This window comes from Pseudomonas sp. PS1(2021), from assembly GCF_020405165.1.
In the GTDB taxonomy this organism is placed as follows: domain Bacteria; phylum Pseudomonadota; class Gammaproteobacteria; order Pseudomonadales; family Pseudomonadaceae; genus Pseudomonas; species Pseudomonas aeruginosa.
Map to the genome: position 1 here is coordinate 5,178,265 of NZ_CP084484.1, position 14,650 is coordinate 5,192,914.

General features: G+C 63.5%; 11 protein-coding genes. 3 read left to right on the top strand and 8 right to left on the bottom strand.

Features of this window, described 5'->3' with window-relative positions; all coding sequences use genetic code 11:
* Positions 1 to 141: 141 nt before the first annotated feature.
* Positions 142 to 2,040 carry an asparagine synthase (glutamine-hydrolyzing) gene (gene asnB, locus LE197_RS24820; protein WP_003121175.1) on the top strand — a complete coding sequence of 633 codons (1,899 nt, stop codon included), beginning with the start codon at positions 142 to 144 and terminating at the stop codon, positions 2,038 to 2,040.
* 54 nt (positions 2,041 to 2,094) lie between these two features.
* Here the strand turns inward: asnB and hldE are convergent, their stop codons facing one another.
* Complete coding sequence (hldE, locus tag LE197_RS24825) at positions 2,095 to 3,516, bottom strand: bifunctional D-glycero-beta-D-manno-heptose-7-phosphate kinase/D-glycero-beta-D-manno-heptose 1-phosphate adenylyltransferase HldE (protein WP_003123589.1); 1,422 nt, start codon at positions 3,514 to 3,516, stop codon at positions 2,095 to 2,097.
* A gap of 40 nt (positions 3,517 to 3,556) precedes the next feature.
* Positions 3,557 to 5,368, bottom strand: coding sequence for a lipid A export permease/ATP-binding protein MsbA (msbA, locus tag LE197_RS24830; protein WP_003158382.1), 1,812 nt, complete (start codon positions 5,366 to 5,368; stop codon positions 3,557 to 3,559).
* Positions 5,369 to 5,475: 107 nt separating this feature from the next.
* Here msbA and LE197_RS24835 point away from each other — a divergent pair, with 107 nt between their 5' ends.
* Positions 5,476 to 6,126: a hypothetical protein gene (locus LE197_RS24835; RefSeq protein WP_003123591.1), complete on the top strand. Its 651-nt coding sequence runs from the start codon at positions 5,476 to 5,478 to the stop codon at positions 6,124 to 6,126.
* Between the two features lie 7 nt (positions 6,127 to 6,133).
* On the top strand, positions 6,134 to 7,339 hold the full coding sequence (gene waaL / locus LE197_RS24840) for an O-antigen ligase WaaL (protein WP_003457495.1): 1,206 nt from the start codon (positions 6,134 to 6,136) through the stop codon (positions 7,337 to 7,339).
* 18 nt (positions 7,340 to 7,357) lie between these two features.
* On the opposite strand, the gene wapR is transcribed toward waaL, so the two are convergent.
* The 6 genes from wapR to LE197_RS24870 form a co-directional block, all read right to left on the bottom strand.
* The gene (gene wapR / locus LE197_RS24845; RefSeq protein ID WP_003116152.1) at positions 7,358 to 8,242 is read right to left on the bottom strand and encodes an alpha-1,3-rhamnosyltransferase; all 885 of its coding nucleotides are present in this window, start codon (positions 8,240 to 8,242) and stop codon (positions 7,358 to 7,360) included.
* A 160-nt stretch (positions 8,243 to 8,402) separates the two neighbouring features.
* On the bottom strand, positions 8,403 to 9,359 hold the full coding sequence (locus LE197_RS24850) for a glycosyltransferase (RefSeq protein ID WP_019681332.1): 957 nt from the start codon (positions 9,357 to 9,359) through the stop codon (positions 8,403 to 8,405).
* Positions 9,360 to 9,431: 72 nt separating this feature from the next.
* The gene (locus LE197_RS24855) at positions 9,432 to 10,850 is read right to left on the bottom strand and encodes a PIG-L deacetylase family protein (protein ID WP_023108829.1); all 1,419 of its coding nucleotides are present in this window, start codon (positions 10,848 to 10,850) and stop codon (positions 9,432 to 9,434) included.
* A gap of 3 nt (positions 10,851 to 10,853) precedes the next feature.
* On the bottom strand, positions 10,854 to 11,750 hold the full coding sequence (locus LE197_RS24860; RefSeq protein ID WP_003114550.1) for an antimicrobial resistance protein Mig-14: 897 nt from the start codon (positions 11,748 to 11,750) through the stop codon (positions 10,854 to 10,856).
* A complete protein-coding gene (locus tag LE197_RS24865; RefSeq protein WP_003109898.1) occupies positions 11,744 to 12,880 on the bottom strand; it encodes a glycosyltransferase in 1,137 nt (378 codons plus the stop codon). The genes LE197_RS24860 and LE197_RS24865 overlap by 7 nt, the downstream gene beginning before the upstream one ends.
* Positions 12,864 to 14,621, bottom strand: coding sequence for a carbamoyltransferase (locus LE197_RS24870; RefSeq protein WP_003095766.1), 1,758 nt, complete (start codon positions 14,619 to 14,621; stop codon positions 12,864 to 12,866). The genes LE197_RS24865 and LE197_RS24870 overlap by 17 nt, the downstream gene beginning before the upstream one ends.
* Between the last annotated feature and the right edge of the window lie 29 nt (positions 14,622 to 14,650).

Below are 14,650 nucleotides of genomic sequence, written 5' to 3' on the forward strand. Positions count from 1 at the left end.
TCTTCCCTAAGTAAAACCTTTAAATACAATCCCACTTCTTGCCATCCCCCTCCCGCGTCATCCCCAAGCCATTCCCGTCGACGAGTAAAGAAAATGTGCGGTATCAGTGGATTTATCCAAAGACACACTGAAAAGAGCCAAATGGTACAGATCATTGGCCAGATGACGGACAAGATCATTCATCGTGGCCCCGATGACAAAGGATATTGGTTGGATCATTCCATCGGCCTGGCGCTCGGCCACCGCCGCCTGGCCATACAGGACCTGTCGACGGCCGGACATCAGCCCATGCCGTCTGCATGCGGACGGTACGTCATAGTCTTCAATGGGGAGATCTACAATCATCTGGCACTCCGTGCCCTGCTCGGACCGCATCCCTGGAGGGGGCATTCCGACACCGAGACGCTGCTTGCCTGCTTCTCCGTCTGGGGTATGGAGAAAACCCTATCCAATATCACTGGCATGTTTTCCCTCGCACTTTTCGATAAAGAAACGAGTAAAATCTTCCTCATTCGTGACCGGCTAGGAGAAAAACCTTTATATTATGGGTGGCAGGGAAACTGCTTCCTGTTTTCCTCCGAGTTAAAGTCTCTGACCGTACACCCAGAGTTCCAAAAAGAGATCGACAGAGACAGCCTTGCAGCATTTCTACGTTTTGGATATTGCCCCACTCCCAACAGCATCTACAAAGGTATAAAAAAACTTCCGCCCGGGCATTACATTCAATTGAACCTGGCTAATGCTACGCCAGGTGAACTCATGGATCCGCTCCCCTACTGGTCTCTGAGCAAGGTCATCGCACAAGGGATCCATCAGCCATTCCAGGGAAGTGACTCAGAGGCCGTGGATGCCCTGCACCGGCAACTGTCCGCCAGCGTTACTTCGCAAATGCTCAGTGACGTACCTCTTGGCGCCTTCCTTAGCGGTGGCGTCGACAGCAGCACAATCGTGGCCCTTATGCAGGCTCGGCATTCCCGGCCCGTACAGACGTTCACCATTGGCTTCGACGAGCCCGGCTACAACGAAGCGGAACACGCCAAGGCTGTCGCCCAGCATCTCGGCACCCAGCACACCGAGCTTTACGTCAGGGCCGAAGACGCACTCGCGGTGGTGCCGTGTCTTCCCGGCATCTACTGCGAGCCCTTCGCCGATAGCTCACAGATACCGACCTACCTGATCAGTCGCCTGGCCAAGCAATCCGTAACGGTCGCTCTCACCGGCGATGGTGGCGATGAACTGTTTGCCGGCTACAATCGCTATCTCACGGCATGCCAGGCATGGAACAGGTTGCAACAGCTTCCACTGGTTGCCAGGATGACGCTCGCAAAACTGCTGAGCGCTCTGCCACCGGCGATGTGGGACAGCCTGTTCTCTCTCGCAAGCCCCTTGCTACCCTCGAAGTACCGTTTGCGCACACCAGGAGACAAGCTTCAGAAGCTCGCCGGTCTCATGGCGTTTTCCAGTGAAGAGGACTTCTACAAGGATCTGGTCAGCCACTGGAAGAAGCCTACGAACCTCGTCATCGGCAGCGAGGAATCGGCTTCCGTCTTTTGGAATCTTGACAGCCTCCCCGAGATGGAAAGCTTCGAACAATGGATGATGGCCATGGATACCCGGACCTACCTGGCCGATGACATACTGGCGAAGGTCGACCGCGCCGCAATGGCCACTAGCCTGGAAACCCGCGTCCCGCTCCTCGATCATCGCGTGGTCGAACTCGCCTGGAAAATGCCACTGAACCTGAAGATCAGAAATAACGACGGCAAGTGGTTGCTGCGCCAGGTTCTTTACCAGCACGTTCCCCGGGAACTGATCGAGCGTCCCAAGATGGGATTCGCCATCCCTCTGGACACCTGGCTGCGGGGACCGTTGCGGGAGTGGGCCGAAAGCCTCCTGGCTGAGGAACGCTTGAGACGCGAGGGCTACCTGCGCCCGGAGCCGATTCGGCGAGCCTGGCAGGAGCATCTCAGCGGAAAAAGAAACTGGCAAGGCCCGCTCTGGAATGTATTGATGTTCCAGGCTTGGCTGGAACATCAATGATCCAGCCACAGGGCCAGGGGTCGGCGTGAAGCGGGAAGAACCTGCTAACGGGAATCAGCGCTGGCGGATCTTCTCGACGATGGCGGTGGTGGAGCTGTTCTCCACCAGGCCGAGCACCCGTACCTCGCCGCCGTAGGCCTTGACGATCTGCGCGCCGACCACCTGCTCGACGCCGTAATCGCCGCCCTTGACCAGCACGTCCGGACGCACCTGCTCGAGCAGGCGCTCGGGAGTGTCTTCGGCGAAGCTCACCACCCAGTCCACCGCGCCGAGCCCGGCGAGTACCGCCATGCGCCGGTCCACCGAGTTGATCGGCCGGCCAACGCCCTTCAGGCGAGTGACCGAGGCGTCGTCGTTGACCCCGACGATCAGGCGGTCGCCCTGGGCGCGCGCCTGTTCGAGGTAGGTCACGTGGCCGGCGTGAAGGATGTCGAAGCAGCCATTGGTGAAGACGATCTTCTCGCCGTGGGCGCGGGCGTCTTCGATTGCCAGCAGCAATTGCTCCAGGCCCAGCACGCCACGCTCGGAACCCTGCTCGCGCTGCACCGCGCGACGCAGTTCGGGCGCGCTGATCGCCGCGGTACCCAGCTTGCCGACCACGATGCCGGCGGCCAGGTTGGCCAGGCCCACCGCGGACGGCAGCTCCTCGCCGGCGGCAAGCGCCGCGGCCAGGGTGGAGATGACCGTATCGCCGGCACCGGTGACGTCGAACACTTCCCGCGCCCGCGCCGGCAGGTGCAGGGCCGGCTGGCCATGGCGGAGCAGGGTCATGCCATGCTCGCCGCGGGTCACCAGCAAGGCACCGAGGTCGAGTTCGCTCATCAGCGCCTGGCCCTTGGCGACCAGTTCGGCTTCGTCGGCGCAACGGCCGACGATGGTCTCGAATTCGGACAGGTTCGGGGTGATCAGGCTGGCGCCGCGATAGATGGCGAAGTCCTTGCCCTTGGGATCGGCCAGTACCGGAATGTTGCGCGCCCGCGCCGCCTGGATCAGCACCTGGTGGTTCTGTAGCGCGCCCTTGCCGTAGTCGGACAGCACCAGCACCTTGACCTTGGCCAGCAGCGACTCGACGTCCACGGCCAGGGCCGCCGCGTCGGTGCGGAACGGTTCCTCGAAGTCGACCCGCAGCAGTTGCTGGTGGCGACTCATGACCCGCAGCTTGACGATGGTCGGCTGGCTATCGATGCGCTGGAAGCGCGCGTCCACTCCAGCGGCCTTGAGGCTGTTGGCCAGGCTGTCGGCGGCCTCGTCGCGGCCGGTGACGCCGACCAGCAAGGCCTGCGCGCCCAGCGCGGCGATGTTCAGCGCGACGTTGGCGGCGCCGCCGGGGCGGTCCTCGTGCTGTTCGACGCGGACCACCGGCACCGGGGCCTCCGGCGAAATGCGCGAAGTCGCGCCATGCCAGTAGCGGTCGAGCATCACATCACCGACCACCAACACCGGGGCCTGGTCGAAACGGGGCATGGACAACTTCATGGGAACTCCAAACAACCTCTCGGGGCAGACGCCCAGTTTATCAGCCGACAGGCGCCGGCGCCTGCTCATCCAGTCCCATCGCATGCAGCCGCGCATAATGGCCGTTCTGCGCCAGCAGCTCGGCGTGGCTGCCGCGCTCGACGATCTGCCCCTGGTCCATCACCAGGATCAGGTCGGCCTTCTCGATGGTCGACAGGCGGTGGGCGATCACCAGGGTGGTGCGCCCCTTCATCACTTCGTCCAGCGCCGCCTGGATATGCCGCTCCGACTCGGTGTCCAGCGCCGAGGTCGCCTCGTCGAGGATCAGCAGGGGCGCGTCCTTGAGCAGCGCCCGGGCGATCGCCAGACGCTGGCGCTGGCCGCCGGAAAGCAGCACGCCATTCTCGCCGACCTCGGTGTCGAAGCCTTGCGGCAGGTTGTCGATGAACTCCTTGGCGTTGGCAGCCTTCGCCGCCCGCTCGATTTCCTCGCGCGGCGCGCCAGCCAGGTCGCCGTAGGCGATGTTGTTGGCCACGCTGTCGTTGAACAGCGTGACCTGCTGGGTCACCAGGGCGATGTGGCGGCGCAGGTTGCGCAGGCGATAATCCTCGACTTCAACGCCATCAAGCATGATCTTGCCGTCATTGTGCTGATAAAAGCGCGGAACCAGGTTGGCCAGGGTCGATTTGCCGCTACCGGAACGGCCGACCAGGGCGATCATCTGCCCGGGCTCGGCGATGAAACTGATGTCATCCAGCACCTGCTTGTCGGTTCCGGGATAACGGAAGCTCAGGTTGCGCACTTCCAGGCGCCCGCTGACCCGCTCCTTCTCGACGGTACCCTGGTCTTCCTCCGCCGCTTCGTCGAGCTGCTCGAAGATGCTCTCGGCGCCGGCGACGCCGCGCTGGACCGTGGAACTGACCTCGGAAAGCTGGCGGATCGGCTTGGGCAACAGGCCCGCCGCGGTGATATAGGCCACCAGGTCGCCGGCCGAGGCGTCCCCGCGCAGCCACAGCACGAGGAACATCAGTATCGCCATGGCGACGTAGATCACCAATTGCAGCATCGGCGTGTAGACCGCGCCGGTCTTGGTCATCCGCAACTGCTTGTCGGTATTGCTCTGGCTGGCGTCGAGGAAGCGCTTCTCTTCATAGGCTTCGCCGCCGAAGCTGCGCACTACCCGGTAGCCCTGGATGGTTTCCGAGGCGACGTGGGTGACGTCGCCCATGGCCACCTGGATCTTCTTGCTCTGCTTGCGGAACTTGCGGCTGGCGGTAGTCACCATCACCGCGATGACCGGCAGGATCGCCAGCATCACCAGGGTCAGCTTCCAGTTCATCCACAGCAGGTAGAGGAACAGGAAGACCACGGTCAGGCCCTCACGGATCACCACCTTGATGGCATCCGTGGCCGCTCCGGTGACCATGGTCACGTTGAAGGTGATGCGCGAGATCAGGTGGCCGGAGCTGTGCGTGTCGAAATAGCGGTTCGGCAGCACCAGCAGCTTGTTGAACAGGGCGACCCGCAGGTCATGCACCAGCCCCAGGGAAACCTTGGCGAGGAAGAAGTTGCCGAGGAACGAGCCCAGCCCCTGCCAGGCAGCGATCAGGATGATCAGCAACGGCACCGCGTAGACCAGGTGCAAGTCGCGCAACCAGGGCCACTGCACATTCGGAAACAATGCCGCGTCAGGATTGGAGAGGCCGTCGACGAAATACTTGAGGATGCCCGCCAGCATCGGCTGGGTCGAGGCGAAGATCAGGAAACCGACGATGCTGAGTAGGAACATTCCGATGTAGGGCTTCACGTAGCCCAACAGGCGGAAATAGATCTTGAGACTGGAAGGTCCGGGATTCTGAGGACTATCGCTCATGGTTTCTTACATGCTGAAAAGGTCCCGGAGTGTAGCACAGGACCTCCATCACTCCGCCTGGAAGGCGTGTTGGGGTAAGATGGCGGGCCGTTCGTTCAGGAGCTCGCATGCGAGTCATAGACTACCCCTCCTACTTGCAGTTGCGTGACAACGCAGAAGTGCTGGAAGCCGATGGTCATGGGGACAAGGTTCTGCGTCTGCGCGACGGGTCCTTCCTCAAACTGTTTCGCCGCAAGCGCCTGATTTCCTCCGCAGCCCTGTTCCCCTATGCGGAGCGCTTCGCCCGCAACGCCAGCGAACTGGCGCGGCGCGGCATCGTCTGCCCGAAGGTGCTGGACGTATTGCGGATCCCACATATCCAGCGCGACGCGGTGCACTACGAGCCGCTACCGGGGCAGACCCTCCGCCAACTCGACCGCAACGACCCGGAGTGCGGCGACGCAGTCCGGACGCAACTGGGCGAGCTGATCGCCGCGCTGCACGCCAAGGGGGTGTACTTCCGCTCGCTGCACCTGGGCAACGTGGTGCGCACGCCGGAAGGCCGGATGGGCCTGATCGACATCGCCGACCTGCGGGTCCAGCGCTCGGCGCTCAGCGCCGCCCAGCGCATTCGCAATTTCAAGCACCTGCTGCGCTACGAACAGGATCGAACCTGGTTCCTCGACGACAGCGAGCACCTAGTGCTCAAGTCCTATCTCCGCAGCAGCCAGGTCCACTGGACACTCGAGCAGCTCCTCAAGCAACTGCAACTGGATTGAGCAAGGAATGTTCGCAGCTACCCGACTGACCCGTCTTCGCCACGATACCAGCCGCATCCTCAGCCACTGGATCCTGCCGCTGGGCTGGCTGGCCCTGCTCACCGGAATGTTCTGGGTCGGCGACCGCTCCGACTACCATCGCCTCTTCTACATCCTGCTTGCAGCCCCGACGCTGCTGTACGTGATACTGCAACCGCGTCTGCTTCGCCCGCTAACGGGCTCGCCGCTGTTCATCGCCTTCCTCGCCTTCAGCAGCTACATGATGCTGAGCCTGTCCTGGTCGGCCCCCGAGAACTCCACCGGCTCGCTGCTCAAGCGCCCCCTGTACATCGCCCTCCTGTTCTTCTGCGCCGCCATCCTGGCGCTCGAAGCTCCCCTCCGCCTCAAGACCGCGACCTGGCTGGCTGCCCTTGGCGCGGTGATCTCCGCGGCAGCCACCTTGCTGCAATACTACTGGGACGCCAACCCGCTGCGCCTTACCGGTTATGGCGCTCTCTATAACCCATTACTGAGCGCCCATGTCTATGGCGCCTTCACGGCACTCTGGCTGGCCTATTGGATGCAATCCCGCCCCATCCTGGCCCCCTTGCCACTGATATCTCTGGCGCTGCTCGGTGGCCTTCTCATCGCGACCGGTTCACGTACTCCCCTGGTAGGGCTCACAGCGGCCCTTATGTGGCTGGTCCTGGCCGGAGACAGGAAAAAAGCCCTCATCGCCCTGGCACTCGCCCTGGCTGGAGCGCTACTGGGCTACATCCTGTACCCGGAAGTGATCACCCAGAGAGGGGCATCGTTCCGCCCGGAAATCTGGGCCGACGCCCTACGCCAGATCAGCGAGCATCCATGGCTCGGACACGGCTACGATCATCCGATGCGAATCGTCCTGAGCAACGGCATGCTGCTCGCCGACCCGCACAACATCGAACTGGGTGTGCTTTTCGCTGGAGGGATCATCGGGCTCCTGCTGTGGGTGGCGATCTACGCACTGGCCTTCGGCTTCTCCTGGAAAAACCGGAAGTCTCCAGCGGTTCTGCTAGCCTCGACCTGGCTGGTGTTCGGCCTGGCAGCCGGACTCACGGAGGGCAACGCCTTCCTGCCCCGTCCCAAGGAACACTGGTTCCTGATCTGGATTCCCATGGCGCTGCTGTATGCGCTGTGGATCCAGCAAAGGTTCGCCGCCAGCAGGCGCGGTGAGGATATCGCCGCGCCTTGATTGCGGCGATATCAGCGATCAGGAGAAAAACAGCCGCGCAATGCCGCGGAAGGTCTTCTCGTTCCAGTACTTCAGCGGCAAGCCGGAGAGCAGCTCCCGGGCCAGTACCTTGTCCCGGTTCGAGCACTTGAGGAACATCGAATTGCGGAAGCGCATGATCACCTGCTCGTAATCGGGGTGATCGCTGAACTGGCTGTACGTCTTGAATACGTTGTCCACCATGAAACGGGCGTTCTTGTACGTATTGGTGGGATGCTTGCGGTACTGGGCGAGGACCTCGCCAAGAATGTCGATGACGTAGCCAGCCTTGGTCACCGCCAGTTCGATATAGACATCTTCCAGGCGTATGTCCGGATCGAAACCGCCGACCTTCTCCAGGGCTTCCCGCCGGAACATCAGGGTGGGCGCCATCGGGCCCGGCTTGCGGTCCAGGAACAGGTCATCGAAGTCGAGACGGCGGAAAGGCAGGTCGCGTTTGCGCTGCTCCTTTCCCGGCATGACCCGGCCATTGGAATCGATGATCTCGATATTGCCCGCGCAGATACCTACCTCGGGCTTGTCCCACATGTGTGCCACCTGTTTCTCCAGGCGTTGCGGCAACATGATGTCGTCCGAACCGAAAGGCACGATGAGATTTCCCCGGGCCCTGGCGATCGCCTCGTTGAGCGTTCTCGACAGTCCCTGGTTCTGCTGGACCCTGAGGTCGAAGCCGTACTTCGCCTGGAGCCCGCGCAAAAGCTCGACGCTGCCATCGCTGGAACCATCGTCCACCACCAGCAGTTCCACGTTGCGGTATGTCTGCGCAGCCACGCTGGCGATGCTCGCTTCTATGTACTTTTCGTGGTTATAGGAAGCGATGATCACGGAAACCAATGGCTGCGAACCATCATCGACGAGCGCCATAACTACAACCTTACCTGTCCTTCACGTCCCCATTCAAAGCGCCAGACATGCATGAGCGATCCTGCGATCTTCATCGGTCCTACACCTCCCCCCAGCCCGGAAAAACAAGCTGAACAATAGCAAACACGCCTGAAGCCCCAGCTCTTTTCGGCTGCTACTCTCAGGTAAAAATACGTCGCCAGGTCTTCTCCAGCCATCCGGGACGCTCCGGCTCGCGCAACACGGGCCGCATGGCCTCGACGATACTCTGACCGACAGCGGCGAAGCTGAATCGTTCGATGGCCAGCGCCTGGCCGCTTCGCGCGATCCGCTCGGCGAGAGCCGTATCGAGGCGCAGGATCGCGAGCTTTTCCTGGATGTCCGCCACCGAGCGATACAGCACGATATTCTCCATGTCCCGGAAACCCAAGGCCTCGTTTTCCCGCTCGCCCTGGTCGTAGGCCAGCAGTACGCAACCGCAGGCCATCGCCTCGAAATTCTTGATCATGTATTCGCCCATGCCGACATCCGCGCTGACGAAGAAACGGATGCGGTTGAGCGTGCGCAGGTACTCCTCGCCGGACTTGGTCTTGGTCACCAGCAGGTTCTCCACTCCGCCCAACTCGTCGAGCAGCGCCTTGCGTCCACTGTAGGCCACGCTGCCGGTACTGCCGACGAAGCCCAGCTCGATATCGCGCGCCAGGCCCAGGTCATGCAACAGGGTCTGGTCGTAGCCCTTGGGCACGAATACCGCGTCGAATCCCTCCTGGCGCAGGCGTTCGCTGACCGTATGGCCCGAACTGATCACCCGTGCCCAGGGCAGGCGCCGGTAATGGGCGCTGAACTTGCCGGTGTACTTGCAGGGAATGTAGTTCTGGTAGGCATCGTGCTCGAGGATCACCAGGTTGGGCACGCTGCGGATGAAGCGGACCTGGCGCATTTCCTTCTTGAAACGGAGGAAGAACAGGATGCGGTCGTAGCGCGAGACATCCACGTGCTTGCGGAAGTAGCCGCGCAGGTCGGCCTGCTCCTCGCTGCTCAGCCAGCGGGTATCGCACTCGCAATGGGCGGCGATGCCGTCGTACAGGCGATCCAGGATCGCGCGCTGCTCTTTCTGGACCAGAAACAGAACTTTCATCAGACCTTCATCCTCGCGGCTTCTCCGAAGCAGCATGGCGGCTCGAACCTTGCCGAACGCTCGACCCAAGCATCACGCCTCCCCATCCAGCGACTCCACCCAGAACAACTCGTGCCGACGCACCGCCTTGCGCATGAACTCGTCCTCGCCGTATGCCGGCCAGCGACGCCCGGCGAGCCAGCCCTGCAGACGGCGGCGCAGACGGCGCTTGAACGGCGGCCTGGGTTGCAGGTCGTGCATCATGCCCAAGGCCATGGCCTTGTCCACCTGGCGCGTGCGCTCCAGCGCCAGCGTCCATGGCAGCAGCGGCGAGCATTCTTCGGTCAGCGGTGGCAGGCTGACCCCCATGTGCGCATCGCCCATCGGCCAGCGATCGTTGTCGTGCAGGTGATTGGCATAGTGCAACAATGCCTGCGGCTGCCAGTCCAGGCCCTGGAGCGCCTCGCGCACAGCCTCCTGGGCGCGGACATGGTCCGGGTGCGGATCGAAATGCGGATGAGGCAGGACGATGACCTCGGGACGTGCCAGCAGGATCAGCTCGCGGAGATCGGACAGCAGATTGTTCCAGGTCGACAGGCCGTCGGCATCGCTGGCCAGGCGCAGGCGGTTGAACTGGCGGAACGGACGGATATCGGCGAGATCGGCCTCACGGGACGGCACCACCTCGCCCGGGTTCGCCTGCATGGCAGGCAATTGCAGGCAGAAATAACCCAGTTGCACGCAGCGCTCGGCCGGCACCCCACCCCACGTCGGCACGGCCTGGCTATCCCAGGCGCGCAGGCGGCCCTTCAGGCGCGCCGCAGCTATTCCGTCGAGGCCCATGCGGCGGTAATGCTCGGTTTCGATCTCGCCGGCGGTCAGGGTCACGATCCAGGCCTCGCGAGCCTGGCTGTAGAGGCCGAAGGCGGCCAGCTCGGCGTCGTCGGCATGCGGAGCGATGACCATCACCCGCCGATCACGGTAGTCGGGATGGCGCGCACGCCACAGGGTCGGTTCGCCGACCAGCCGGCAATGCCGGCCGCGCAGGCGAATCCGGCCCTCGCCCAGCGGCCCGGCCAGTCCCGTCAGGTTCAGGTAGCGCAAGCCGTTCACCCCACGTTCGAAAGCCTGGGCATCGGCCTCCGCGCCACCTTCCAGCAGCACCGAGGGTTCGAGTAAGCGCCCCAGCCAGCCAGCGCGCACGCCGATGCCAAGCACCAGCGTATCGCCTTCGCGCAGCTCACCGTCGACTCGCAGACGGCCATCCGCCAGGCGTACCGGCAGCGACTCGACCCCTTCCGCGAAACGGTAGCGGTAGTCCTCGCCCGGCGAATAGAACAGGTGATCGGCGAACCAGGCTTCGTGGGCGACCCACAGGGCCACGAGGAGGATCGGCAACAACCAGGGGCTGACCAGCAGACCGACGGCCAGCAATGCCAGCAGCGCAACCAGTAGGCCGATCCGCTTGTTGCGTCGATGACGCTTGAGCAACTGCTGCTTGCGTGCGCTCATGCTTCAGACCTGGAAGACCGGAGAAGGATGGCACCAGCGATCCTTGTATTCGCGGTCGGCGCGACCGAACGAATAGCGCAGGGGTTTGCCCAGCGCTCGCGCATCCTCCCAGGCGGCCTGGGTGTTCAGGTAACTGAGCACGCTGCCAGGGCTGAACTCGCGGGTCTGCGGATCGACGCCGCCGTTGATGTACTCGACGCTGAGCCAGCCCGGCGCTTCGGCGCGATACAGTACCTGGACCGCGATGGGCTGGTCGTTGAGCAGCAGGACCGAGCCGCGCAGCAATTCGCGCAACCGCTCGAAGACCTCGGCCATGCGCTCCGCGCCGGTGGCAGGGAAACCCCAGCGACGCTGGAACAGTTCAAGATAGATGGCAGCGAACTCGGCCGGGGCGAAGCTGTCTGCCTGGCGCACCTGGCCACCGGCCTCCTCCACCAGGCGCACTTCGCGCCGCTGGTTATAGCGGAACTTCTTGGAGAAATCCTCGGGAGCACGAGCGAAAGCCAGTTGCTCGGTCTGAGGGCGCAGCGTGACGATGTTCCGCTCATGCAGCGCCGACAGGTAGCGTCCCGCATGGCGGAGGGCGATGCGGGCATCGCCGGCCACCGGCAGGATCAGTTCGGCGTTGCCCAGGTCGTACAGGCCCTTCTTGCCGCGCCGCTTGAGCACGTCCTTGGACAACGCCAGGTGGCGGCCCCAGGTCGGGATCGCCGCAACCAGTTCGCCAGCGCTCTCCCAACCCAGGTAACGCACCGGGATTCCAGCCATTTCGGCGAGCTGCTCGACCACCAGCGGGTGGGTCGCGACGCTGCCGCCGAAACGCTGCCAGGCCTGGGCGTAGGTCGGCGCGTCCACTTCGCGCCAACCGCGTTCGCGGAAGGCGCGCAACCTGTTCAGCATGCAGACTCCGAAGCGAAGCCGGCAATCGTCGGCAGGCGCCAGAATTCGCGGCGCACCGCAGCGTCGGAGAAGCGTGTCTCCAGGCGCTCGAGCATGAGCCGCGCACAGGCCTCGCGCTGGCGGCGGTCAAGCGCCGCCAGGTGGGTCAGGCCCTCGGCCAGGGCCGTCTCGTCGCCCAGCGGGAAGAGGATGCCGACCCCTTCCACCACTTCGCGGGCGCCGCCACAGGCGGTGGCGATCAGCGGTACACCGGCGACCATGGCCTCCAGCAGGACCATGCCGAACGGCTCGTGGTCGGAACTCAGGGCGAAGGCGTCGAACGCCTTGAAGTAGCGCCGTGCCTCTTCGACCTGGCCGAGGAACAGCACGCGCTCGCCGATACCCAGTTCGCAGGCCAGGTCCTTGAGCTGCTCTTCCAGGCGGCCGCTGCCGAGGATCGCCAGCAGGCTGTTCTGCGGCAGGCGCGGCAGCGCGGCGGCAAAGCCGCGCAGCAGGGTAGCCTGGTCCTTGTCCGGATGCAGGCGGCCGACGTTGCCGACCACCCAGGCCTCGTCGGGCAGGCGCAGTTGCCGGCGCGCACTCAGGCGCTCGACCTGCTCGGCCTGCAGCGCAGCGACGTCGATGCGGTTGTAGAGCGTCTCGATCCGCTCCGCCGGCCACTTCGGCAGGCAACGGCGGATATCGTCGCGCACCGCGTCGGACACCGCCAGCAGGCTCAGGCGCTTGCTCATCAGGCCGGCGAAGACCTTGCGCGACAACCGCTGGTAATCGCCGAAGGCGTGGTGCACGCCAACGATCGGCAGACGAGTGGCCAGGCTGGCGATCCAGATCGGCTTGAAGCGGTGCGCGATGCAGAAGCGGAAGTCGCGCGAACGGGCGATCTCGCGCAAGTCGCGGATCGCCTTCAGCTTGAGGCCACGGATGTCCCTGGAGCCGTACTCGAGGAACAGTACCTCGTCGGAGGCGCAACGCGCCGCCACCTCAGGATCGGAACGCCCGGTGAGGAACACCGTGGTGACCTTGTACGGGGTTCCGGCGAACAGGCTGGCGTACTGACGGGCACAGTCGAGGAAAGGCCCGTCGTAGCCGTGACAGAACTGCAGGACGCGAGGTTCAGCCGACCGAGTCATACCAGTCCACGCCCTCCTTCACGACCAGGATGTCCTCCATGATCAGGTACTGCAGATCGGAGCCGAAGAACATGTTCAGGGCGTCGGTCGGCGAGCAGATCATCGGTTCGCCACGGCGATTGAGCGAAGTGTTCAGGGCCACGCCGTTGCCGGTGAGGTTCTCCAGTTCCTTCATCAGGTCGTAGTAGCGCGGGTTGTACTCGCGCTTCAGCACCTGGGCGCGGGAGGTACCGTCTTCGTGCACCACTTCCGGCACTCGCTCCTTCCACTCTTCGTTGACTTCGAAGGTGAAGGTCATGAACGGGGCCGGGTGGTCGATCTTGAACATCTGCGGGCCGACGGTATCCAGCATCGACGGGCAGAAGGGCCGCCAGCGCTCGCGGAACTTGATCTGCGCATTGATCCGGTCGGCCACGCCCGGCACGCTCGGGCAGCCGAGAATGGAGCGGCCACCGAGGGCACGCGGACCGAACTCCATGCGTCCCTGGAACCAGGCCACCGGGTTGCCGTCGGCAAGGATCCTGCCGATACGCCGGCTGCGGTTGTCGATCTTCTGCCACTGCGGCCTGGCCTCGTGACGGGCGCAGGCGGCGATGACGTCCTCGTTGGAATACTCCGGGCCGAGGTAGACGTGCTCCATCTTCTCCACCGGCACGCCGCGCTGGTGCGACACGTAGGCCGCCGCGCCGACCGCGGTGCCGGCGTCGCTGGCCGCCGGCTGGACGAACAGCTCCTTCACTTCGGGGCGCGAGATGATCTTCTGGTTGAGCTTGACGTTCAGCGCGCAGCCGCCGGCGAAAGCGACCTTGCCGGTCTCGCGGATGATATCGCCGAGGTAGTAGTCCATCATCTCCAGCGCGAGCTTCTCGAACAGCGCCTGGATGCTCGCGGCGTAATGGATGTAGGGATCGTCGGCGATGTCGCCTTCGCGCTTGGGCCCCAGCCACTCGATCAGCTTGGGCGAGAAGTAGTAGCCCTTGCCTTTCTCCTTGTAGCGGCGGAAGCCGATGACGTTGGCATAGTCGGTGTTGATCACCAGTTCGCCGTTCTCGAACTTGGCGAGACGGGAGAAATCGTACTTGCTGGCGTCACCGTAGGGCGCCATGCCCATGACCTTGAACTCGCCGTCGAGCATGTCGAAGCCGAGGTACTCGGTGATCGCGCCGTACAGGCCGCCCAGCGAATCCGGATCGTAGAACTCCTTGATCTTGTGGATCCGACCGTTCTCGCCCCAGCCGAAGAAAGTGGTGGCGTACTCGCCCTTGCCGTCGATGCCGAGGATCGCGGTCTTTTCCTTGAACCCCGAGCAATGGTAGGCACTGGAGGCGTGGGCAAGGTGGTGCTCGACCGGCTGGATCTTGATTTTCTTCAGGTCGAAGCCGAGTTGCTGCAGGCACCACTCGATGCGCTTGTAGTAACGCTTGTAGCGGCGGTTGCCGAGCAGGATCGCATCCAGCGCGCGATCCGGCGCGTAGGCGTAGCGCTTGGCGTAGTGCCAGCGGGCCTTTTCCATGATGCTGATGGGAGCGAAGGGAATCGCCACCACGTCGACATCGGCCGGCTCGATCCCTGCCTGCTCCAGGCAGAACTTCGCCGATTCGTAGGGCATGCGGTTCTTCGCGTGCTTGTCGCGCACGAAGCGCTCTTCCTCGACGGCCGCGACCAGCTTGCCGTCGATGTACAGGGCGGCGGACGGGTCATGGCTTACGGCGCCAGACAGGCCTAGGACGGTCAATGCCACGGTAGAACCTCTTCAAAGCAGCTCGCGGT

What these genes read in the sequence shown, in the direction of transcription:
- asnB (WP_003121175.1), top strand. Translation starts at nt 142, where the DNA reads ATGGTACAGATCATTGGCCAGATGACGGACAAGATCATTCATCGTGGC.
- hldE (WP_003123589.1), bottom strand. Translation starts at nt 3,516, where the DNA reads ATGAAGTTGTCCATGCCCCGTTTCGACCAGGCCCCGGTGTTGGTGGTC.
- msbA (WP_003158382.1), bottom strand. Translation starts at nt 5,368, where the DNA reads ATGAGCGATAGTCCTCAGAATCCCGGACCTTCCAGTCTCAAGATCTAT.
- LE197_RS24835 (WP_003123591.1), top strand. Translation starts at nt 5,476, where the DNA reads ATGCGAGTCATAGACTACCCCTCCTACTTGCAGTTGCGTGACAACGCA.
- waaL (WP_003457495.1), top strand. Translation starts at nt 6,134, where the DNA reads ATGTTCGCAGCTACCCGACTGACCCGTCTTCGCCACGATACCAGCCGC.
- wapR (WP_003116152.1), bottom strand. Translation starts at nt 8,242, where the DNA reads ATGGCGCTCGTCGATGATGGTTCGCAGCCATTGGTTTCCGTGATCATC.
- LE197_RS24850 (WP_019681332.1), bottom strand. Translation starts at nt 9,359, where the DNA reads ATGAAAGTTCTGTTTCTGGTCCAGAAAGAGCAGCGCGCGATCCTGGAT.
- LE197_RS24855 (WP_023108829.1), bottom strand. Translation starts at nt 10,850, where the DNA reads ATGAGCGCACGCAAGCAGCAGTTGCTCAAGCGTCATCGACGCAACAAG.
- LE197_RS24860 (WP_003114550.1), bottom strand. Translation starts at nt 11,750, where the DNA reads ATGCTGAACAGGTTGCGCGCCTTCCGCGAACGCGGTTGGCGCGAAGTG.
- LE197_RS24865 (WP_003109898.1), bottom strand. Translation starts at nt 12,880, where the DNA reads ATGACTCGGTCGGCTGAACCTCGCGTCCTGCAGTTCTGTCACGGCTAC.